Source organism: Streptomyces justiciae (assembly GCF_015163075.1).
Classification (GTDB): domain Bacteria; phylum Actinomycetota; class Actinomycetes; order Streptomycetales; family Streptomycetaceae; genus Streptomyces; species Streptomyces justiciae.
In genome coordinates this window covers 200,900-221,739 of record NZ_JADDXU010000017.1, presented here as the reverse complement: position 1 = coordinate 221,739, position 20,840 = coordinate 200,900, and the positions used below count along the sequence as shown (strand labels likewise).

The following is a 20,840-nucleotide window of genomic DNA, read 5'->3' as shown; positions in this document are numbered from 1 at the left end:
CCTGTCCAGCTATAGTGGACACCTGTCCAGCAAACAGGTCCACGCCCCGAGGGAGATCATGGAAGCCGTCGCGAACGTTCTGGTGGGCCTGGTGGCCGCGCTGCACGCGTACATCCTGGTGATGGAGATGTTCCTGTGGCAGAAGAAGCCCGGGATGCGCTTCCACGGCTTCGACCGGGACATGGCCAAGGCCACCGCCGCGATGGCCGCCAACCAGGGCCTCTACAACGGCTTTCTCGCGGCCGGACTGGTCTGGGGCCTGATCGCCGCCGACCCGACCGGCTTCCGCGCCCAGGTTTTCTTCCTGTCCTGCGTGATCGTGGCCGGCGTGTACGGCGCGGTCACCGCCAACGTCCGCATCCTCGTCGCGCAGGCCCTGCCCGGTGCGCTGGCGCTGGGCGCGGTCCTGCTGGCGCGGTGACGGCCGCCGAGGACCCGCGGGCGGCTCGCACCCGCGAGAAACTGCGCCGGGCCCTGCTCGCCGAGTGCGCCGAACGCCCGCTCGCGGAGGTCGGCGTGGCCGCCCTGGTGCGCCGGGCGGGGGTCGGCCGGGCCACGTTCTACGTCCACTACGACGGCCTGGAGGCCCTGGCCGTCGACGCCTGCGCCGATGTCGTACGCGAGGCCGTGGAGGCGCTGCACGCCTGGCGCGGCCGGCCCGACCCGGTGCACGCGCCGCCCGCGCTCCCGGAGTTCTTCGCCTCGCTCGCCCCGCACGCCGGGCTGTACCGGGCCCTGCTGAGCCCGGGCGGCGGCGGCCCGCTGGGCCGGGTGCTGCACCGGGACCTGCGCGCCTACAGCCTGCGCGAGCGCGAACTGGCGGGCGCCGCGGACGCCCCGCTGGTGGCCTCGGCGGTCGCCGCCACGTTCGCCGGGGTGCTGGCCGACTGGCTGCACGGCCTTCTGGACGGCGACGCGGGTCACATCGCCGACCAGGTCTGGCAGTTGCTGGTCGCCCTGCACGCCAGCCGGTGACGGATCAGGCGCAGAGCTTGCCCTTCACCCGCGGCCAGGCCTCCACGCCGTCGGGGGTACGGACGTACGCCGTGCCCTTGTCGGCCGTCAGCCACAACTGCCAGTCCCCCCGGCGGTATCCGGTGTCCTCGGCGTCGGCGGGCAGGCGGACGTCTCCGTCGTAGGGCGTCGCCAGCATGTCGCTGCCGAGCACCCCGTGCGGATCGCGGGCGTAGATCTTGTGGCCCCTGCCCTCGCCCAGGCCCAGGAAGTGCGCCTCCTGCCAGTCGCAGTGGGCGGGGCCGACCGAGCTGTTGATGACGGTGAGCGGCACCCGCTTGCCGTCGCGGTTCGTCCAGATCTCGTACTCCTGGGAGTCGGTGAAACTCGGCTCGAACTCGGCGGGATCGCAGGCGGCGCTGGTCTCCGGCCCCCAACCGGGCCTGTTCTTCTGGTCCTTGGCGACGATGACCGCCACCTTGGTGCGGCCCCCGACGTCGTAGGAGAACAGGACGCGCCCGCCCTCCTTCCGCTCCACCCGGTAGCCCTCCTGCGGCACGCCGGGCTGCTCGATGTCGAAGTACGCCTTGAGCCCTTCCTCCGGTGTCTCTCCTCCGTCGCCCTCGCTCCACGGCTCGCTGCCGCCGGCGGTGTCGATCGGCCAGTCGCACTCCAGGGCGCGGGCCGCGGCGCCGGTGTTCACGAGGTCGGACCGGTCGTCCTTCTCCTCGTCCCAGTCCTTGGCCGGGATGTACAGCGGGCCGCTGTAGGGCGTGGGCGGAGCCGTGCCGGTGACGACCAGGTCCCCTTTTTCCGTCCCGCACGCCACGGCCGCCACCCCGAGCAGTGCCGTCAGTGCCACGAGTCCTCTGCGCATCCCCCACCCCTGTTCACCCGCCGTGGTTCCGTTCCTCCGACGCGGCAGCGCGGGGAAACGTTCAGCGCGCCGCCTGGAACGTACGCCGGTACGCCTGCGGCGACACTCCGATCGCCGCGTGCAGGTGCTGGCGCAGTGAGGCGCCGGTGGCGAAGCCGACCTGGCCGGCGATCTGGTCCACCGACAGGTCGCTGGACTCCAGGAGATGGCGGGCGCGGGCCACGCGCTGCTGGATCAGCCAGCGGCCTGGGCTGAGGCCCACCTCGTCGTGGAAGCGGCGGGCGAAGGTGCGCAGGCTCATCCGGGCGTGGGCGGCGAGGTCGGTCAGGGCGAGGGGCTCGTCGAGGCGCTCCAGGGCCCAGGCGCGGGTGGCGGCGGTGCTCGCGGCGCCGCTCTGCGGGACCGGCTGCTCGATGTACTGGGCCTGGCCGCCGTCCCGGAAGGGCGGCACGACGCAGCGCCGGGCCACCGCGTTGGCCAGTTCGCTGCCGTGGTCGGTGCGGACGATGTGCAGGCAGACGTCCACGCCGGAGGCGGCGCCGGCCGAGGTGAGGATGCGGCCGTCGTGGACGAACAGGACGTCCGGGTCCAGCTCGACGTCCGGGTGGAGCCGCCGGAAGGCCTCGGTCACCTGCCAGTGCGTGGTGGCCCGGCGGCCTTCGAGGAGGCCCGCCGCGGCCAGCACGAAGGCGGCGGTGCAGATGGACACGACGCGGGCGTCCGGGCGGATCAGCGCGAGCGCCGCGGCGACCTCGGCGGGCAGCTCGGCGGGGATGTGGGCCGGGGCCATGGAGGCGACCACCACGGTGTCGGCCGTGGCCAGGATCTCCGGGCCGTGTTCGACACCGATCGTGAAGTCCGCGTTGCTGCGAACCGGCCGGCCGTCGACGCTGCACGTCAGCACCTCGTAGTGCCCGTCGGCGGCGCCGAAGATCCGGCTGGGGATACCCAGCTCGAAGGGGTAGACGCCCTCCAGGGCCAGGACCACGACTCGTTCGACCCGCCGCTGCGCACTCATGGCACGATTCTATCGAAGCTTGGCAATCATGCCATTTTCCGTGGAGGCGGCCCCCGGCAGGCTGGTTGACCATGAGCACTGTGAAGACGATGCGAGCCATCAGCCAGGACGTCCTCGGCGGTCCCGAGGTCCTGAAGGAGATCGAGGTGGAGCGGCCCGAGCCGCGCGCCAACGAGGTACTGGTCCGGGTCCGGGCCGCCGGGGTCAACCCCACCGACTGGAAGCACCGCGCCACCGGCGGCTTCCTGGGCGAGCCGCCCTTCGTCCTGGGCTGGGACGTCTCCGGCGTGGTCGAGGCCGTCGGCATCGGCGTCGCCCGGTTCAAGCCCGGCGACGAGGTGTTCGGCATGCTGTCGTACCCGTACGGCCACGGTTCGCACGCCGAGTACGTCACCGCCCCGGCGCGCACCTTCGCGCACAAGCCGGCCTCGATCGACCACACCGAGGCGGGGGCGCTGCCGCTGGTGTCGCTGACCGCCTGGCAGGCGCTGGTGGAGTACGCCGACGTACAGCCGGGGCAGCGGGTGCTGATCCACGCGGCGGCCGGCGGTGTCGGGCATGTGGCGGCGCAGATCGCCAAGGCGCGGGGCGCGTATGTGATCGGTACCGCGAGCGCGGGCAAGCACGAGTTCCTGCGCGGTCTCGGCGTGGACGAGACGATCGACTACCGGGAGGCGGACTTCGCCGAGGCGGTCAAGGACGTCGACGTCGTCCTGGACACCATCGGCGGTGAGACGTCCGTGCGCTCGCTGCGGGTGCTGCGGCCGGGCGGGCTCGTGGTGTCGATCCTGCCGGTGGGTTCGGACGAGTTCTACGAGGAGGCCGAGCGGCTCGGCGTGCGGGCGCTGCGCATGCTGGTCGACGCCTCCCACAGCGGGATGACGGCGATCGCGGAACTGGTCGAGGCGGGGAAGCTGCGTCCCACGATCGCCGGCACCTTCCCGCTGGCCGACGCCGCCGAGGCGCACGCCCTCGGCGACACCGGCCGGACCACGGGGAAGCTGGTCCTGGTGACGGACTGACTCAGAAGGTCAGCACGGGCTTGATCGCCTTGCCCGTGCCCATGTCCCGCACCGCCTGGTCGATGTCCGCGAACGCGTACGTGCTGATCAGGCGGTGCAGCGGCAGCCGTCCCTCCTTCACCAGCCGGACCAGGGCGGGGATGAAGGACTGCGTCTCCGCGTCGCCGAGGGTCAGACCGACGACCCTCTTGCCGCCGAGCAACCCGTTGACGTCCAGGGCGACTTCGGTGCCGAACGGCGGGGCGCCGACGACGACCAGGGTGCCGCGGGCGCCGAGCGCGTCGACGCCCTGGCGGAGCACACCGACGTTGCCCGTGGTCTCGACGACCCCGTCGGCCCCCTGGCCGCCGGTGATCTCGGCGAGGGCCTTGCCGAGGTCGTCGTCACCGGCGTTCACCACATGGGTGGCGCCCAACTCCCGTGCCAGCGCAAGGCGTTCGCCGACCCGGTCGACGGCGACGACCGTCGTGGCGGGGGTCAGGGCGGCGGCCATGACCGCGGAGAGTCCGACGGCGCCGGCGCCGAGGACGACGACCGTGCTGCCGGTGACCGGCTTCAGTACGTTCCACACCGCGCCGACACCGGTCTGCACCCCGCAGCCCAGCGGGGCGATCGACGTCAGCGGCACCTCGGGGTCGACCTTGACGAGGCTGCGCTCGTCCACCAACGCCCGTTCGGCGAACGAGGACTGGCCGAAGAAGTGGCCGCCCAGCGGTTCGCCGCCGCGGCTGATGGTGCTGCTGCCGTCGGCCCGCCGGCCACCGATGAGGTTGAGCGGCAGCCAGGTCGCGCAGTACGCCGGGTGGCCGCCGTCGCAGTTGCGGCAGGCGCCGCAGGACGTGAACGACAGCACGACATGGTCGCCCGGCGCGACACCGGTGACGGCCGGGCCCACGGCCTCGACGACCCCGGCGCCCTCGTGGCCGAGCACCCCGGGCAGCGGGAAGGGCAGGCCGCCGCTCGCGACCCCGAGGTCGGTGTGACACAGCCCGGTGGCCACCATGCGGACGACCGCCTCGCGGGGCCCCGGCTCGTCCAGCTCGACGTCGGCGAGGGTGAAGGGCGCCCCGCCGGACTCGACGACCGCGGCGCGGGTGGGGATGGACATCGTACGAACTCCCTTGTCTTTGCAGCCGGTTCGGGACGGTTCAGCCGAGCGACACGACGACGGACTTGACCTTGGTGTAGGAGGCGAGCGCCTCGGGGCCGTACTCACGGCCGAAACCGGAGTCCTTGACGCCGCCGAAGGGGACCGCGGGGTCGAGCATCGCCCAGTCGTTGACCCAGACGATGCCCGCCTGGAGCCGGTCGGCGACGCGGTGGGCGCGGGCGAGGTTGCTGGTCTGGACGCCCGAAGCCAGGCCGTACGGCGTGGAGTTGGCGAGGGCGACGGCCTCGTCCTCGGAGTCGAAGGGCTGCACGGTCAGGACCGGGCCGAAGATCTCCTCCTGGATCACCCGGGAGTCGTTCGGGAGGTCGGCGACGACCGTGGGTTTGTAGTAGTAGCCGCCGTCCAGGTCGAGGCGTTCGCCGCCGCAGACGATGCGGCCGCCTTCCTTGCGGGCGAGTTCGACGTATTCCTCGACCTTCTTGAGGTGCTTCTCCCCCGCCATCGGGCCGACGACCGTCTCCGGCTGCCGCGGATCGCCCAACGGCACACCGGGGACGGCCTGTTCGAGGATGCCGAGGAGGGTGCTGTAGACGGAGCGGGCGACCAGCAGCCGGGGGCCGCCCATGCAGAACTGGCCGGAGTTGAAGACGAAGGCCTTGATGATCGCGCCGACGGCCTGCTCGAGGTCGGCGTCCTCGAAGACGATGTGGGCCGCGTTGCCGCCCAGCTCCATGGTGACGGGCTTGAGGTTCTCACCGGCGACGCTCGCGGCGTGCCGGCCCACCGCGGTGGAGCCGGTGAAGGCGATCTTGTCGACGCCGCTGTGCCGCAGCAGCGCCTCGCCGGCGACCGGTCCGGCACCGGTGACGACGTTGACCACGCCGTCGGGGACACCGGCCCGCTGGAACAGCTCGGCCATGTAGAGCGCGCTGAGCGGGGTCTCGTCGGCGGGCTTGTGCACGACCGTGTTGCCGGCCGCGAGCGCCGGGGCGATCTTCGAACCGGCCAGGATCAGCGGGAAGTTGAACGGGGTGATCGCGGCGACCACGCCGAGCGGCTCGCGCCGGGTGTAGGCGAGGGCGTTCATCGGGGTGTCGCGGTGGGAGCCGTGCAGGGAGTGGGCGAGGGCGGCGAAGTGCTCGTAGTCGTTGGCCGCGTTGGTGACGTCGACGGCGTGGGCGAGGGTGATCGGCTTGCCGACGTCGAGGCTCTCCAGGCGGGCGATGTCGTCGGCGTTCTCCCGGATGAGCTCGGCGACGCGGTGCAGCACCCGGCCGCGCTCCCGGCCGCTGAGTCCGGACCAGGAGCCGTCGTCGTAGGCCTTCCGCGCGGCGCGCACGGCCGCGTCGACGTCGGCGGCGCCCGCCTCGGCGACGGTGGTGACGACCGCGCCCCGCGACGGGTCGACCACCTCGGTGCGGGCCCCGTCGGCGGCCTCGCGCCACTGTCCCCCGATGAACAGCCGCCCGGGTTCGATCTCGAAGGTGGTCATCGCCACTCCTCAGCCTCATTGCCAAGATTTCAACCAACAGGATTCCTGTTGGTCCGCGTCATGGTCCGCAGTCTCATTACAGACAGGATTCCTGTCAATGCTCTAGGCTGAACTCATGCTCGACACCCAGGCGACCAAGGCGCCCCCGTCCCTGCTCTACATGGTCAAACAAGTGGAGCTCGTGGTCCGTTCCCACCTGGACGAGCTGGTCAGACCGTCCGGGATCACGGCGTTGCAGTACACCGCGCTGACCGTCCTGGAGCGGCACGACGGACTCTCGGCCGCACAGCTGGCCCGCGACTCGTTCGTCACGGCCCAGTCGATCGCCGATCTCGTCCGGTCACTGGAGAACCGCGAGCTGGTGCGCCGGGAGCGCAATCCGCGCAATCGCCGGGAGCTGCTGATCCTGCTGACCGACGCCGGGCGCGCACTGCTCGCGCGGCACGAGGAGCCGGTCCGCGAGCTGGAGGAGCGGATGGTCCGGGACCTCACCGCGCACCAGACCGAGCAGTTCCGCCAGGCCCTGTCCCGCGCGTGGCACGCCCTGTCCTGAGGCTGGGTCGCAATTCACAGACATATGTCAATCGAACATGCTCAAATTCACTCCATCGAGGGTAACTTGCAGGGCGGGGAAAGAACTTGCACGCACTCCGGGCACGGTGACACGGCGGTAGCTCGTACGCTCGCCGCACGACGTCACCCCAGCCCCCGGTGACCTGCACCCCGTCACTCGAAGGGCCGGTTGGAGGCGATGTCGTCGTGCAGCAGGAACCTGCACCGATCGGTCGGCACCTGCGCGTCCGCCAGGACCGGGGACACACGGTGCTGGAGTTCCGCGGCGAGATCGACATCGCCGCCGCCCTGGAGATCGTCCCGCATCTGGACCGGGAGACCGGGCGCGACCACTCCCGGGTCGTGATCGACCTGCGCCAGGTGGAGTTCTTCGACTGCTCCGGCCTACGGCTGCTCTACCGCGCCCGCAGCAGGGTGCTCGACCACGACGGGCAGCTGCACCTGGTCTGCGCCCACCCCCTCACCCTGCGCATCATGAAGGTCACCGGCCTGCACCGATTACTGCCGCCGCACGCGACGCTGGACGCGGCCCTGGGACAGTCCGAGGCCACGTCCGGGTCGCTGTGACCGCGCCTATTTGAGGATCTTGGTGACCTGACCTGCGCCGACGGTCCGCCCGCCCTCACGGATGGCGAACTTCAGCCCCTCCTCCATGGCGACGGGCTGGATCAGCTGCACGTTCATCGTCGTGTTGTCGCCCGGCATGACCATCTCGGTGCCCTTGGGCAGCGTCACGACCCCGGTGACGTCGGTGGTGCGGAAGTAGAACTGCGGGCGGTAGTTGTCGAAGAACGGCGTGTGCCGGCCGCCCTCGTCCTTGGACAGGATGTACGCGCGCGCCTCGAACTCCTTGTGCGGGGTGACCGAGCCCGGCTGGATGACGACCTGCCCGCGCTCGACGTCCTCCCGCTTGATGCCGCGCAGCAGCAGCCCGACGTTCTCCCCGGCCCGGCCCTCGTCGAGGAGCTTGCGGAACATCTCGATGCCGGTGACGGTGGTCTTCGTCTTCGTCTCGTGGATGCCGATGATCTCGACCTCCTTGTTGACGTGCAGGACACCGCGCTCGATCCGGCCGGTGACGACGGTCCCGCGCCCGGTGATCGTGAAGACGTCCTCGATCGGCATCAGGAACGGCTTGTCCACGTCCCGCTGCGGCTCCGGCACCGCCGTGTCCACCGCGTCCAGCAGCTCGAGCACCGACTGCGCCCACCGCTCGTCGCCCTCCAGCGCCTTGAGCGCGGAGACCTGTACGACGGGGACGTCGTCGCCGGGGAACTCGTACTCGGTGAGCAGCTCGCGCACCTCCAGCTCGACCAGCTCCAGGATCTCCTCGTCGTCCACCATGTCGGTCTTGTTGAGGGCGACGACGATGTACGGCACGCCCACCTGCCGGGCCAGCAGGACGTGTTCCTTGGTCTGCGGCATCGGCCCGTCGGTGGCGGCGACGACGAGGATCGCCCCGTCCATCTGGGCCGCGCCGGTGATCATGTTCTTGATGTAGTCGGCGTGGCCCGGGCAGTCGACGTGCGCGTAGTGCCGGGCTTCCGTCTGGTACTCGACGTGGGCGATCGAGATGGTGATGCCGCGCTGCCGCTCCTCGGGCGCCTTGTCGATCTGGTCGAAGGGCGTGAACGGGTTCAGGTCGGGAAACCTGTCGTGCAGCACCTTCGTGATGGCCGCGGTGAGCGTGGTCTTGCCGTGGTCGATGTGACCGATGGTGCCGATGTTCACATGCGGTTTGGTCCGCTCGAACTTCGCCTTCGCCACTGGGGCCTCCAGGTCACCTGAGGGGCGCCGGGCCGAACCCGGCTCTCCCTCCTGTCTATTCGCTCGGCCGCGCGTCGAACAGGGCGCTGACGGACTCGCCGTTGTGAATGCGCCGCACGGCCTCGGCGAGCGCCGGGGCGATGGACAGGATGCGCAGCTTGTCGGTGCGCTCCTCCTCGGGCACCGGCACGGTGTTGGTGCAGACGATCTCCAGCACGTCCGGCTGCTCGCCGATCCGCTTGAGCGCACCGGCCGCGAACAGGCCGTGCGTGCAGGCCACCCGGATCGAGCGCGGCTTCAACTCACGCAGCCGGTCGAGGAGTTCGAGGACGGTGCTGCCCTTGGCGATCTCGTCGTCCAGGACGATGACGTCCCGGTCCGTCACCTCGCCGATGACGTCGCTGATGCTGACCCGGTCGTCCGCGAACCGCTGCTTGGCCCCGGCCGCGACCTGCGCGCCGATGAGCCGGGCGAACGCGGCGGCCTCCTTGGCGTTGCCGAGGTCCGGGGAGACGACGGTGGTGCGCGTCAGGTCGTACTGCTGGAAGTGCGCGGCCAGTTCACGCAGCGCGTGCAGATGGTCGACCGGGACCGAGAAGAAGCCGTGCACCTGCGGCGAGTGCAGGGTCATGGCGAGGACCCGGCTCGCGCCGGCCGACACCATCAGGTCGGCGACGAGACGGCCGCCGAGCGAGATGCGGGGCGCGTCCTTCTTGTCGGAGCGGGCGTAGGAGTAGTGCGGCATGACGACGGTGATCCGGCGGGCGGAGGCGCCGCGGGCCGCGTCGCACATCAGCAGCAGCTCCACCAAGTGCTCTTGGACGGGTTTGACCAGCGGCTGGACCAGGAAGACGTCCCGTTCCCGGCAGTTGGCCTGGAGCTGCACCTCCAGACAGTCGTTGGCGAACCGGCTGACCCGGGTGGGGCTGAGCGGCACACCGAGATGCGCGCAGACCTCCGCCGCCAGCTCGGGGTGGGCACTACCGCTGAACACGGCGATGTCTCGCACGATCCGCTCCTCGCATGATCATCTCGGGCTGCCGCCCTCATGCTACTGACCAGGGAAATTCGGTTGCGCGCGGCCCACACCGGCAGGCCATCATGGCGTCGTCCGTGTTCCCTCACGTCAGGAAGACCCGCATGCGCCGACTCCTCGGAATCCCCCAGCCCCTCCACAGGCCCACGGTTCTCGAGGACTCATTCACGCATGCACACCCTGAACATCGGAATTCTGGCCCACGTCGACGCCGGTAAGACCAGCCTCACCGAGCGGCTGCTGTTCCATTACGGCGCGATCGACCGGCTCGGCAGCGTCGACGCCGGTGACACCCGTACGGACGACGGGGCGATCGAGCGGCAGCGCGGCATCACCATCCGCTCGGCGGTCGCCGCCTTCACGGTCGGCGACACCCAGGTCAACCTCATCGACACCCCGGGTCACTCCGACTTCATCGCCGAGGTCGAGCGCGCCCTGGCGGTCCTGGACGGCGCGGTCCTGGTGCTCTCCGCCGTGGAGGGCGTCCAGGCACAGACCCGCGTCCTGATGCGCACCCTGCGCCGGCTGCGGCTGCCGACGCTCGTCTTCGTCAACAAGGTCGACCGGGCGGGCGCCCGCGCGGAGGGCCTGCTAGACGACGTCCGGCGCAGGCTGACCCCGCACATCGCGCCGCTCACCACGGTCCGGGACATCGGCACCCCGCAGGCGCGGGTGACACCCCTGCCGGTCGACGCGCTGGCGGAGCCACTCGCCGACGTGGACCCGGACATCCTCGCGGCGGTCGTCGACGGCCCCACGCCCACCCCGGCCGACCTGCACAAGGCCCTCGCCGCACACACCGCCGACGGCTCCTTCCACCCCGTCCTCTTCGGTTCCGCGCTCGGCGGTGAGGGCGTCGGCGACCTGGTCGACGCCCTGGTCCGACTCGTCCCGCCGGCACCGACGGCCGGGGGCGGCCCGCCGCGCGGCACGGTGTTCGCCGTCCGGCCCGGACCCGGCGGCGAGCGCACCGCGTATCTCCGGCTGTACGACGGTGAGGTGACGGAGCGTCAAAGGTTTACACTGCTGCGGCGCGACGCCGACGGCCGGACCGGCGAGGTCTCCGGCCGGGTGACGCGCCTGGACGTCATCGGCGGCAGCGGTCCCCTCACCGCCGGGAACATCGGGGCGCTGACGGGCCTCGCGGGCGTCCGCGTGGGCGACCGGCTGGGTGAACTCGGCGACCAGGAGGCCCAGTTCGCGCCGCCGACCCTGGAGACGGTGGTCACCGCCCGTCGCCCCGACCAGGCGGCCCGACTCCGCTCCGCGCTGCTCGCCCTGGCCGACCAGGACCCGCTGATCCACGCCCGCCCGGCGGCCGACGGCAGCACCGCGCTGCTGCTCTACGGCGAGGTCCAGATGGAGGTGCTGGCGGCAACCCTCGCCCAGGACTTCGGCATCGAGGCGGAGTTCGAACCGGGCCGGGTGCGGTTCCTGGAGCGCCCGCGCGGGGTCGGCGAGGCCGCGGAGGAGAACCCCTGGCTCGACGGCACCCGCTACTGGGCGACGGTCGGGCTGCGTGTGGAGCCGGGTGAGCGCGGCTCCGGTGGGGTCTTCACGTACGAGACCGAACTCGGCGCGCTCCCCCGGGCCTTCCACCAGGCCATCGAGGACACCGTGCACACGGGCATGCGGAGCGGGCTGAGCGGCGCGCCGGTGACGGACTACCGGGTCACCCTGATCCGCTCCGGTTTCGTCGCCCCGCTCAGCACGGCCGGGGACTTCCGCGGGCTCACCGCGTACGTGCTGCGCCGCGCCCTGGAGCGGGCACGGACGCGGCTCTACGAGCCGTACCACGCGTTCGAGACGGAGATCCCGCTCGACGCGCTGGCGCCGGTGACCGCGCAACTCGCCTCACTGGGAGCGGAGTTCACCGGTACGACCGGCGGCGGCACGGCGTGGGTGATCACCGGCGAGCTCCCGGCCCGCCGGGTGCGCGAGATGGAGCTGCGACTGCCGGGGCTCACGCGCGGAGAGGGGGTGTGGTGGTCCCGTGCGTCGGGCGACCGTGAACTGCGTCCGCACTGACCGGCGTTGTCACCACGACACCGGCAGCCGCAGCGGACTCCGCGTCATCTGTCCCACCCGCCACTCGATCGTCTCCGGCGCGAACTCGGCCCGTAGCTCCGGGAAGCGGGCGGCGAGATGGTGCAGGGCGAGTTCGAGTTCCAGTCGGGCCAGCCAGGCGCCGAGGCAGTGATGGGGTCCGGCGCCGAAGGCGATGCTGGGCGAGGTGAGGGGCGCGGACAGGTCGGGCGGGCCCGGCGGGAAGACGTCGGGGTCGCGGCCGGCGGCGTTGGTCTGGACGGCGACCACGCCGCCCGCGGGGATCAGCACCCCGCCGACCTCGACGTCCGCGACCGCGCGCCGGATGAGGCCAGGCAGGACCCGCCCCTCGCTGAGCGGCACGGTGCGCAGCAACTGCTCGGCCGCGGTCGCGGCGGCCTCCTCGTCGCGGGCGAGCAGCGGCCAGCCGTCGTGTCCGTCGGTGAGGAGGTAGACGACGGCGTTGCCGAGGGCGCTCATGGTGGTCTCGTGGCCGGCCACCACCAGGCCCAGGGTGAGGGTGATCAACTGCCGTTCCTCGATGCCCAGTTCGTCACCGGCCGCGACCAGCCCGCTGACCAGGTCGTCCCCCGGCTCCTTGCGCCGCTCGGCGATCAGTCCGGCGGCGAAGACACCGAACTCCGTCATCGCCGCCACGACCTCCTCGGCCGTGTGGGCGCCGCCGGACAGGGCGTGGTCGGCCCAGTAGCGGATGCGGTCGCGGTCCAGGTGGTCGAGTCCCATGAGCCGGCAGATCACGGAGACGGGCAGGGGCCGGGTGAACCCCTCGATGATGTCGGCGGGTTGGGGCCGGGCCGCGAAGTCGTCGAGCAGCGAGGCCACCACGGACCCCACCCAGGGCCGCCAGCGTGCGATGGCCCGCGGGGTGAACGCCCGCTGGACGGTGCCGCGCAGCCGCTGGTGGGCGGGGCCGTCCTGGTTGAGCAGCCCGTTGGGGTCGTCGAGCAGATTCGGTACGACGAGCAGCGGCGGGGCGTTCTCCGCGTGCAGCGACCGCCGGTCGAACCGGGGGTCCATGAGCACCTGCCGCACCTCGGCGTACCGGGTCACGAGCCACACCGGGGTGCCGGTGGCGAGGGTGACGAGCCGGGGCGGCCCGGACTCGGGAAGGCCGATGCGATGCATGGGACGTAACGGCCGGGACGCGCTCTCCGCACTCATCCGGTTCTCCAGAAGCGCCGACAGGGACGGCCTTCCACGCTAGTGCGCCGCCCGTGCCTCCGTCAGGGGTGCCAATCGGCCAACGGCCCGGTCTGGCAAGGGCTTTGGGGGGCATTCGTTGAAGGAGGAAGGAGGGCCGTCGCATGACGACTCCCACTAGGAGCACGACTCCCACTAGGCGCGTGACTCCCATCAGGCGCATGTCCAAACGCATGCCCGGCTGGGCGAAGCTGGTGAGCGCCGTCGTTCTGGTGCTCGTCGTGTTCTTCGCCGGTATCCGGCTCAGCGTGCTCCCGGGCCTTAAGGACCTGTTCGGCACCGAGACCCAGGACCGCTCGGGCCCCGCTCTGCTCCAGTCCATCCAGGACATCAGCCGTTACGACGCCGCCTCCGGCAACTTCCAGGTCGTCGTGGACCTGGAGAAGGACGCCAAGTACCTGCCCGACGCGATCCGCGGCAGCCGCACCCTGTACGTCGGGGCCGGCACCGTCGACGCCTTCGTGGACCTCGGCAAGGTGGGCGAGAACGACGTCACGGTCAACGAGGACCGTACGTCCGCCACGCTGGTGCTGCCGCACGCCCAGCTCGGCAAGCCCGCCCTCGACGCCGACCGCTCCTACGCGGTGTCGAAGCAGCGGGGTCTCCTGGACCGCCTGGGCGACCTGTTCTCGGACAACCCCAACAGCGAGCAGGCCGTGCAGAAGCTCGCGGTGAAGCACATCCGCGACGCGGCGAAGGAGAGCGCGCTGACCGGCCGTGCCGAGAAGAACACCACGGACATGCTGGAAGGCCTGCTGCGCTCGCTCGGCTTCAAGGAGGTGAAGGTCACCTACAAGGCCTGATCAGGGGGTCAGGATTCCCGGCAGGGCCAGCGCCCCGAGCAGTCCCGCGCCGACCAGCAGCCAGGCCACATAGTCCCCGATGTGCCCGGACTGCAACCGGCGCAGCGGCAGCGCCCAGCCCGGGGCGGCGAGCAGCTTCGGGCGGGTGACCGCCACCGCGGCGAGGCCCGCCGCCAGCAGGGTCGAGGTGATCCCCAGCAGGACACCGAGCGGCGTCCAGTGCACCGGGGCCACCACCACCCCACCGGACCCGGCTTCGTTCACGGCGTGGGCGACCACGTCGCCGAAGCCGGGTGCCACGCCGACCGTGAGCGACCCGGCGAGCAGCAGTGCCGGGACGGCCGTCATCGTGCCGGGGACCCAGCGCAGCCGTTGCCCGGTCTCGGGCTCCTCGCCGGAGCCGGTCGTCTCGTAGCCGCCGCCGTCGGACGGCCTGGGCCCGAGCCCGAGGAACACGCGGGCGGCGACGCGCAGTACGGCACCGGCCGTGACGGCGGTGACGGCGACGTAGAGCACGGTGAGGGGGCCGCCCGCGGCCTCCTCGGTGACGGCCTTGCCGAGCGCCGTGCCGAAGGGCGGCAGCCCGGCGAGGCCGAGGCCGCCCAGGGTGAACAGCACGGCGACACCGCGCAGTTGGCGTGCCTTACCGTGCAGGGCGTGTTCGTCGACGCTGCCGTAGCGGTCGAGGAGGATGCCGGTACAGGCGAACAGTGCGGCCTTCACCCCGGCGTGGCCGAGGAGGTACAGGGCGACGCCGTCGTCGGCCTCGGGCTTGAGGAGGCCGATGCCGATGAGGAACAGGCCGGTGTGGGCGACGGTCGAGTAGGCGAGCAGGCGTTTGATGTGGCGCTGGTACCAGCACATGACGGCGCCGACCGCGGCGGTGAGCACGCCGAGCACGAGCAGCAGCCGTTCCAGGTCGTCGGCGGGGATGCCGCCGGGCCCGGAGAACACGGTGGTGTAGATCCGCCAGACGCCGTAGGTGCCGAGTTCGACCATGACGCCCGACAGCAGCATGCAGACGGGGGTGGGGGCGACGGCGTGGGCGTCGGGGAGCCAGAAGTGGAAGGGGACGGCGGCGGCCTTGACCAGCAGCCCGGTGAGGACGAGGACGAAGGCGGCGAGGACGAGCGCGTCGGGCGGGCCGTGCTCGTCGAGGCCGCGTCCGATCTGGGTCATCGCCAGCTCGCCGGTGCGGGCGTACAGCAGCCCGATGCCCATCAGCAGGGCGTACCCGCCCAGCGAGGTGACGACGGCGAAGGTGAGGGCGCCCTGCACCGCCTTGGCCTCCTCCACCCGGTGGCCGGTGAGGGCGTAGGCGCACACGCTCATCAGCTCGAACCACACGAAGGCGTTGAACAGGTCGCCGGCGAGCGCGAAGCCGCACATGCCCGCCTGGAAGAGCAGCATCAGCGCGGGGAAGGAGCCCGCGTGCCGGCGCGGCGGTTCGTCGAAGTAGTGCCAGGAGTAGGCGAGCGCCGCGAGGGTCAGCAGCGAGGCGAGCGCGGCCATGCCGAGCCCGGGCCCGTCGCCGACGAGGACGATGCCGACGCTCTCGCCGTTCACCGGCACCCAGCTGCCGGCCCACTCGACCATCGGCGGCGAGGAGTTGAGCAGCAGCACGATCGCGAGCGCGGCCGTGCCCGCCGACACCGCGCAGCCGGTGGACTCGGCGACGACCCGGGGCAGCCGGCGGCCCCCGGCGACCAGCAGGGCGGCCCCGAGCAGGGGGACGGCGACGAGGAGCGGCAGCAGGTCGTTCATCAGCCGCGCAGCTCCGAGAGTTCGTCGGGGTCGACCGTGCCGTGCCGCTTGGAGACCTGCACCACGAGGGCGAGCAGTAGCGCGGTGACGGTGGCGCCGACCACGACGTCGGTCAGGGTCAGCGCCTGCACGACGGGGTCGACGACCGGCCGGGAGCCGGGCTTCACGTCGGAGAAGACCGGCGCGGTCGCGTCGTCGCGATAGCCGACGGCCAGCAGCAGGACGTAGGTGGCCGACTGGCACACGGACAGACAGCCGACGGCGTGGATCAGATTGCGGCTGGTGGCGAGGCCGTAGCAGCCGGCCAGGAAGATCCACGCGGCGACGAGGTACGGCAGGACGCCCATCACTTCCCCTCTTCCTCGATCTCGACGGCCTGGTCCAGGAAGCGGGCGAGCAGCACCACGACCGCGCAGGCGACCTCCATGCCGATGGCCGCGTTCAGCAGCGGGACGGTGCCGCCGGAGGAGAGCGTGTTGAAGGTGCCGTACGGCAGCAGCGTGTTGGCGAGGAAGGCGGAGCCGCCGATGAGGCCCGCGATGCCGGTGACCAGGTAGGCGGAGACGGCGAGGGCGTCGCCGACCTCGTACAGGCCGACCGGGCGGATGCGTTCCAGGGCGCGGTAGTCGGCGCCCAGGTAGAGCAGGTGCAGGGAGGTCGCGGCGACGACGCCGCCCTGGAAGCCGCCGCCGGGGCTGAGCTGGCCGTGGGCGACGACGTAGAGGCCGGTGAGCAGGGCGACGGGCAGCACGACGAGGGCGTAGCGGCGGACCGGCAGGGCCACCGGCTCGGGCTCGGGGCGGGCGCGGTGCTCGTCGCGGGTCTGGCGCAGCAGGACCACGCAGCCGAGGACGGCCGCGAACAGGATGGTCATCTCGCCGAGGGTGTCGAAGGCCCGCTGGTCGAAGTTGACGGAGGCGACGGTGTTGGCGGTGTGCCGGGCGAGCGCTTCGCGCACGGCCCGGTCGCCGTAGGGGTGCCGGGCGCCGCCGAAGGCCGGCAGGTCGAGGCAGGCGGCCACGAGCAGCGCGGCGAGAGCGCCGCCGCCGACGGCCACGAGCCACAGCCGGACGCGCCGGCTCACTCCTGGCGCCCCTTGCCTCGGGCACGCCGTCTGACCTTGCGGACCGTCAGCAGCAGCAACAGCGGTGTGAGCGCGGAGCCCACGGCGAGCTGCGACAGCCCTACGTCGGGCGCTTGCAGCACCGTGAACAGGACGGCGAGGACGACGCCGAGGACGGACAGCACGAGCGCCTGCCGCGCGGGGTCGCGGACCGCGACGGCCGTGGTGGCGGTGGCGCCGACCAGCAGGAGTACGACGACGATCACGGCGTCAGCCACGGCCGACCCCGCGGAATCCGCCGGACAGCGCGCGGGAGGCGACGACGTTGCCGCCGATCAGCAGCGCCCCGATCACGAGGAGCTTCACCATGGCCCGGCTCGGCCCGGTGGCCGCGCTGACGACCCCGACGACCACGGCGCCGAACCCGGCGACCGCCCAGGTCACGCCCCAGGCGCGGGGCGGGTCGTCGGCCAGTTCGTCGGCGAGCAGCCGGGCGAAGACGAGGGTGCCGACCGGGCCCAGCAGCGCGAGCACCAGGGCGAGATCGACGTACGACGGCCGGGTGTACCCCTGGGAGAGCAGCAGGAGGGCCGGGCAGACCAACGCGGTCGACATGTTCTGGGCCACCACCCGGCGGCGCAGCGGACCGGTGGCGACGCCCCACAGGGCCGTGCCCACCCCCGCACCGAGCGCGACGGTCGCGGCGAGGATCCAGCCGTTCACCGGGCGCTCACCACCCGCCGGGCGGCGGTGGCCGCGAGCGCCGCCACGCCCGCGGCGCTCGCCCCGACCACGAGTTCGAGGGTGTCCACCGTGCTGATGAGGACCAGCCACAGTGCGGCGAGCGCGCACCACCAGGCCAGGGCCTCGGCCGCGATGAGGAGCGTCGTACGCCGGTTCATGCGCCACCTCCTCGGGACCTGCCGGCACGGCTTTCGCGCCATCCAAACACCGCCCCGGGGACGGGTGGCGGCGGCGCGCGCGGGTCTCAGCCCGGAGTGCCCCGCCCGTACGAAGGGAAACCGCGGGCGTCTGCGACCGGACCGGGCGGCGCCGCATTCTCGGCCCGTTCGCGGGTAATCGCCTTACGACGCAGGGAAGTTGAAGACTGGAGGACCGCATGGCCCGAGCAGCCTTACGTCCGCGATCCGCGTTCCGCCTGCGCACCACCAAGTCCGACAAACCCGAGCCCGCCCCGAAGCCGCGGCGGAACCCTTTGGCGGTCGTCCGCCGACTGGTGGCGATGGTGGCCGCGTTCGCCTTCATGGTGGCGTTCGCGGTGGTGCTGGCCCGGCTGACCCTGGAGCCGTCGCCCGCGTCGGAGGCGCTGACGCACACCAATCTGCACCCGGGCCGCTCCCTGCGGGCCTATCTCGACCAGCCCGAACTGCGGGACGCCGTCAAGCAGATCGGCGGCAACCTGCTGCTGGGCATCCCGTTCGGCGTCCTGGTCCCGGTCCTCGCGCCGCGAACGCGCGGGGTGCTGCGGGTCCTGCTGCTGACGGCCGTGGTGATGCTGCTGGTGGAGTTCGCGCAGGGCGCGCTGATCACGGGGCGGGCCTTCGACATCGACGACGTCATCCTGAACACCACGGGGGCGCTGATCGGGTATCTGCTGCTGGGGCGGCGGCTGAGCCGGGCGGTGCACCGCTGAGGGTCAGCGCGTCGACAGCTGGACGATGGCCACCGTGCCGACGACCACGATGAGGGTGCGCAGGACCGCCGGACGCAACCGGCGGCCTGCCGCGGCCCCGATCTGACCGCCGGCGGCGGACCCGACCGCGAGGAGCGCCACGGCCGTCCAGTCGAAGTCGGCGGCGAAGAGGAAGAAGAGCGCGGCGACGGTGTTCACCAGGGCGACGAGGACGTTCTTGACTGCGTTGAGCCGTTGCAGGCCGTCGTCGAGGCGCATGCCCATCAGGGAGACGTAGATGATTCCCTGGGCGGCGGAGAAGTAGCCGCCGTAGACGCTCGCCAGGGTCAGCCCGACCAGCAGCGGCGGGCCGCCGTCGGCACGGACGGCGGTCCGGCCGGTGCGGGCGCGGCGCTCGCGGAGGCGTCGGCCGATCAGCGGCTGGAAGGCGACCAGCACGAGCGCGAGGCCCACCAGCACGGGCACGATCGCCTCGAACGCCGCGGCCGGCAGCACCAGCAGCAGCGTGGCCCCGGTCAGTCCGCCGAGCACGGCGCCGGCGCTCCACTTGAGCACCCGGCCGCGCTGCCCCGCGAGTTCCCTGCGGTAGCCGATGGCGGCGCTGATCGAGCCGGGGACCAGGCCGAGCGCGTTGGAGACGGTGGCGGTCACCGGCGGCAGCCCGGTCGCGAGCAGCACCGGGAAGCTGATGAGCGTGCCCGACCCGACGGCGGCGTTGACGGCACCGGCGCCGACGCCCGCGGCGAGGACGGCGAGTATCTCTCCGAGGCCTTCCATGGGGCGATCTTAGGAACCGGAGACTTCGGCGCCGACCGAAGTGTGGCCGCGCATCGGGTCTCGCCTCTCAACTCCTGGTCCGTACCAAGGTATTGACGGACGCTTATCTCACTTCTTAAATCAAGAGGCGACGCCTTCACCCCCCACCTCAGGAAGGGAGCACCGTGACAGCCCCACGCCTGCTCCGGAAGTGCCTGTTCGCCGCTCTGTCCGCCGTCCTCGTGGCCACCGCCGCCACCGGCTCCGCGCAGGCGCAGCAGCCTGCCGACGCCATCGCCGCGGCCGTGACCTTCTCCGACACCTTCGACGGCCCCGCCGGCGCCTCCGTCGACACCTCGAAGTGGCAGATCGAGACCGGCGACAACGTCAACAACCACGAACGGCAGTACTACACGGCGGGCAACCGGAACGCGGCCCTCGACGGCCAGGGCCATCTGGTCATCACCGCCCGCCGCGAGAACCCCGCCAACTACCAGTGCTGGTACGGCACGTGCCAGTACACGTCGGCCCGCCTCAACACCTCGGGGAAGTTCACCGCACAGTACGGGCACGTCGAGGCGCGGATGAAGATCCCGCGCGGGCAGGGCATGTGGCCGGCGTTCTGGATGCTCGGCACCCCGGTCAACTGGCCCGACTCCGGCGAGATCGACGTCATGGAGAACGTCGGCTTCGAGCCCTCCACCGTGCACGGCACGATCCATGGCCCCGGCTACTCCGGCTCGGGCGGCATCGGCGCGGGGTACACCCTCCCGGGCGGGCAGGCCTTCGCGGACGCCTTCCACACCTTCGCCGTCGACTGGGCGCCGGACTCGATCACCTGGTCCGTGGACGGAAACGTGTACCAGCGACGCACCCCGGCCGACTTGGGCGGCCGCACCTGGGTGTTCAACAAGCCGTTCTTCCTGATCCTGAACCTCGCGGTCGGCGGCTACTGGCCCGGCGACCCCGACGGTTCCACGGCCTTCCCGCAGCAGCTGGTCGTGGACCACGTCTCGGTGACCACCGGCGACACCGCCACCGGCACCGCGATCAGGGGCCTCGCCGGCAAGTGCGTCGACGTCGCCGGCGCGAACCCCGCGAACGGCACCCCCGTACAGCTCTACGACTGCAACGGCACCGCCGCCCAGCAGTGGACCGCCGGCGGCGACGGCACGCTCCGCGCGCTCGGCAAGTGCCTGGACGTGACGGGCGGCGGCACCGCGGACGGGACCGCCGTACAGCTCTACGACTGCAACGGCACCGCCGCCCAGCGCTGGACCGTCACCGCCGCGCACGACATCGTCAACCCGCAGGCCGACAAGTGCCTGGACGTGACCGGCAACAACTCGGCCAACGGCACCCGGCTCCAGCTCTGGACCTGCACGGGCGGCGCCAACCAGAAATGGACGGTCGGCTGACGGTCAGGGCTGGTGCCGGGTCCAGGTGAACTTGTCGCCGCCCACCCAGCGGACCACGTCCGGGTCGTCCAGGTCGTGGACCGTGATGCCGAACGCGGCGGCGGCCTCCAGGACGTCGGTGACGGTCTTCGCCTCACCGACCACTTCTCCGTCGATCTCCACGATGCGGAACGGCGGCGTTCCGGGCTGGACCCCGAGCACCAGGATCCGCGGATGGGAGATGTGCGGGCTCGCGACTTCGGTCATGCAATAGAGCGTAGAACGC

Annotated in this window: 24 protein-coding genes; 9 read left to right on the top strand and 15 right to left on the bottom strand. The window is 71.9% G+C overall.

What is annotated here, in order from left to right; translation table 11 throughout:
* Positions 1–58: 58 nt before the first annotated feature.
* Together IQ210_RS36995 and IQ210_RS36990 are read left to right on the top strand one after the other, a co-directional pair.
* The gene (locus IQ210_RS36995) at positions 59–421 is read left to right on the top strand and encodes a DUF1304 domain-containing protein (RefSeq protein WP_097271723.1); all 363 of its coding nucleotides are present in this window, start codon (positions 59–61) and stop codon (positions 419–421) included.
* Positions 418–975 (top strand): TetR/AcrR family transcriptional regulator, encoded by a 558-nt coding sequence (locus tag IQ210_RS36990; RefSeq protein WP_194083612.1) that lies wholly within the window; start codon positions 418–420, stop codon positions 973–975. Before IQ210_RS36995 ends, IQ210_RS36990 begins: the two co-directional genes overlap by 4 nt.
* A 4-nt stretch (positions 976–979) precedes the next feature.
* On the opposite strand, the gene IQ210_RS36985 is transcribed toward IQ210_RS36990, so the two are convergent.
* Both IQ210_RS36985 and IQ210_RS36980 read right to left on the bottom strand, forming a co-directional pair.
* Positions 980–1,831, bottom strand: a complete 852-nt coding sequence (locus IQ210_RS36985; protein ID WP_194083611.1) for a hypothetical protein — start codon at positions 1,829–1,831, stop codon at positions 980–982.
* Between the two features lie 61 nt (positions 1,832–1,892).
* A complete protein-coding gene (locus tag IQ210_RS36980; RefSeq protein ID WP_194083610.1) occupies positions 1,893–2,849 on the bottom strand; it encodes a GlxA family transcriptional regulator in 957 nt (318 codons plus the stop codon).
* Between the two features lie 71 nt (positions 2,850–2,920).
* Here IQ210_RS36980 and IQ210_RS36975 point away from each other — a divergent pair, with 71 nt between their 5' ends.
* Positions 2,921–3,871: an NADP-dependent oxidoreductase gene (locus tag IQ210_RS36975; protein ID WP_194083609.1), complete on the top strand. Its 951-nt coding sequence runs from the start codon at positions 2,921–2,923 to the stop codon at positions 3,869–3,871.
* 1 nt (position 3,872) lies between these two features.
* Here the strand turns inward: IQ210_RS36975 and IQ210_RS36970 are convergent, their stop codons facing one another.
* Both IQ210_RS36970 and IQ210_RS36965 read right to left on the bottom strand, forming a co-directional pair.
* Positions 3,873–4,979 carry an NAD(P)-dependent alcohol dehydrogenase gene (locus IQ210_RS36970; protein WP_194083608.1) on the bottom strand — a complete coding sequence of 369 codons (1,107 nt, stop codon included), beginning with the start codon at positions 4,977–4,979 and terminating at the stop codon, positions 3,873–3,875.
* Positions 4,980–5,019: 40 nt separating this feature from the next.
* Entirely contained in the window at positions 5,020–6,474 is a 1,455-nt protein-coding gene (locus tag IQ210_RS36965; RefSeq protein ID WP_194083607.1) for an aldehyde dehydrogenase family protein, read from the bottom strand.
* 115 nt (positions 6,475–6,589) lie between these two features.
* Here IQ210_RS36965 and IQ210_RS36960 point away from each other — a divergent pair, with 115 nt between their 5' ends.
* Positions 6,590–7,027: a MarR family winged helix-turn-helix transcriptional regulator gene (locus IQ210_RS36960; RefSeq protein ID WP_194083606.1), complete on the top strand. Its 438-nt coding sequence runs from the start codon at positions 6,590–6,592 to the stop codon at positions 7,025–7,027.
* Between the two features lie 206 nt (positions 7,028–7,233).
* A complete protein-coding gene (locus IQ210_RS36955) occupies positions 7,234–7,614 on the top strand; it encodes an anti-sigma factor antagonist (protein ID WP_194083605.1) in 381 nt (126 codons plus the stop codon).
* 6 nt (positions 7,615–7,620) lie between these two features.
* Here IQ210_RS36955 and tuf read toward each other — a convergent pair whose 3' ends face one another.
* Both tuf and IQ210_RS36945 read right to left on the bottom strand, forming a co-directional pair.
* Entirely contained in the window at positions 7,621–8,814 is a 1,194-nt protein-coding gene (tuf, locus tag IQ210_RS36950; protein ID WP_194083604.1) for an elongation factor Tu, read from the bottom strand.
* Between the two features lie 55 nt (positions 8,815–8,869).
* On the bottom strand, positions 8,870–9,823 hold the full coding sequence (locus tag IQ210_RS36945) for a ribose-phosphate diphosphokinase (RefSeq protein WP_194083603.1): 954 nt from the start codon (positions 9,821–9,823) through the stop codon (positions 8,870–8,872).
* Between the two features lie 198 nt (positions 9,824–10,021).
* On the opposite strand from IQ210_RS36945, the gene otr(A) reads away from it, so the two are divergent.
* Entirely contained in the window at positions 10,022–11,878 is a 1,857-nt protein-coding gene (gene otr(A) / locus IQ210_RS36940; protein ID WP_194083602.1) for a tetracycline resistance ribosomal protection protein Otr(A), read from the top strand.
* A 9-nt stretch (positions 11,879–11,887) separates the two neighbouring features.
* On the opposite strand, the gene IQ210_RS36935 is transcribed toward otr(A), so the two are convergent.
* Positions 11,888–13,078, bottom strand: coding sequence for a cytochrome P450 (locus IQ210_RS36935; protein ID WP_194083601.1), 1,191 nt, complete (start codon positions 13,076–13,078; stop codon positions 11,888–11,890).
* Positions 13,079–13,278: 200 nt separating this feature from the next.
* Between IQ210_RS36935 and IQ210_RS36930 the strand changes: the two genes are divergently transcribed.
* Positions 13,279–13,920: a DUF4230 domain-containing protein gene (locus tag IQ210_RS36930; protein ID WP_194083600.1), complete on the top strand. Its 642-nt coding sequence runs from the start codon at positions 13,279–13,281 to the stop codon at positions 13,918–13,920.
* Here IQ210_RS36930 and IQ210_RS36925 read toward each other — a convergent pair whose 3' ends face one another.
* Genes IQ210_RS36925 through IQ210_RS36900 form a run of 6 tightly spaced genes read right to left on the bottom strand, consistent with a single transcriptional unit; the run spans position 13,921 to position 17,649 of the window.
* Positions 13,921–15,684 carry a complex I subunit 5 family protein gene (locus IQ210_RS36925; RefSeq protein ID WP_194083599.1) on the bottom strand — a complete coding sequence of 588 codons (1,764 nt, stop codon included), beginning with the start codon at positions 15,682–15,684 and terminating at the stop codon, positions 13,921–13,923. It abuts the gene before it with no gap.
* A complete protein-coding gene (locus IQ210_RS36920; RefSeq protein ID WP_194083598.1) occupies positions 15,684–16,031 on the bottom strand; it encodes a sodium:proton antiporter in 348 nt (115 codons plus the stop codon). Before IQ210_RS36920 ends, IQ210_RS36925 begins: the two co-directional genes overlap by 1 nt.
* Entirely contained in the window at positions 16,031–16,768 is a 738-nt protein-coding gene (mbhE, locus tag IQ210_RS36915; RefSeq protein ID WP_194083597.1) for a hydrogen gas-evolving membrane-bound hydrogenase subunit E, read from the bottom strand. Before mbhE ends, IQ210_RS36920 begins: the two co-directional genes overlap by 1 nt.
* On the bottom strand, positions 16,765–17,025 hold the full coding sequence (locus IQ210_RS36910; protein WP_194083596.1) for a hydrogenase subunit MbhD domain-containing protein: 261 nt from the start codon (positions 17,023–17,025) through the stop codon (positions 16,765–16,767). Before IQ210_RS36910 ends, mbhE begins: the two co-directional genes overlap by 4 nt.
* Positions 17,018–17,470: a monovalent cation/H+ antiporter complex subunit F gene (locus IQ210_RS36905; protein ID WP_194083595.1), complete on the bottom strand. Its 453-nt coding sequence runs from the start codon at positions 17,468–17,470 to the stop codon at positions 17,018–17,020. Before IQ210_RS36905 ends, IQ210_RS36910 begins: the two co-directional genes overlap by 8 nt.
* A complete protein-coding gene (locus IQ210_RS36900) occupies positions 17,467–17,649 on the bottom strand; it encodes a hypothetical protein (RefSeq protein WP_194083594.1) in 183 nt (60 codons plus the stop codon). The genes IQ210_RS36905 and IQ210_RS36900 overlap by 4 nt, the downstream gene beginning before the upstream one ends.
* 218 nt (positions 17,650–17,867) lie before the next feature.
* Here IQ210_RS36900 and IQ210_RS36895 point away from each other — a divergent pair, with 218 nt between their 5' ends.
* Entirely contained in the window at positions 17,868–18,401 is a 534-nt protein-coding gene (locus tag IQ210_RS36895) for a VanZ family protein (RefSeq protein ID WP_194083593.1), read from the top strand.
* Between the two features lie 3 nt (positions 18,402–18,404).
* Here the strand turns inward: IQ210_RS36895 and IQ210_RS36890 are convergent, their stop codons facing one another.
* Complete coding sequence (locus tag IQ210_RS36890; RefSeq protein WP_194083592.1) at positions 18,405–19,178, bottom strand: sulfite exporter TauE/SafE family protein; 774 nt, start codon at positions 19,176–19,178, stop codon at positions 18,405–18,407.
* A gap of 164 nt (positions 19,179–19,342) precedes the next feature.
* Here IQ210_RS36890 and IQ210_RS36885 point away from each other — a divergent pair, with 164 nt between their 5' ends.
* Positions 19,343–20,575: a ricin-type beta-trefoil lectin domain protein gene (locus tag IQ210_RS36885; protein ID WP_194083591.1), complete on the top strand. Its 1,233-nt coding sequence runs from the start codon at positions 19,343–19,345 to the stop codon at positions 20,573–20,575.
* A gap of 3 nt (positions 20,576–20,578) precedes the next feature.
* On the opposite strand, the gene IQ210_RS36880 is transcribed toward IQ210_RS36885, so the two are convergent.
* Positions 20,579–20,821 carry a hypothetical protein gene (locus IQ210_RS36880; RefSeq protein ID WP_194083590.1) on the bottom strand — a complete coding sequence of 81 codons (243 nt, stop codon included), beginning with the start codon at positions 20,819–20,821 and terminating at the stop codon, positions 20,579–20,581.
* Between the last annotated feature and the right edge of the window lie 19 nt (positions 20,822–20,840).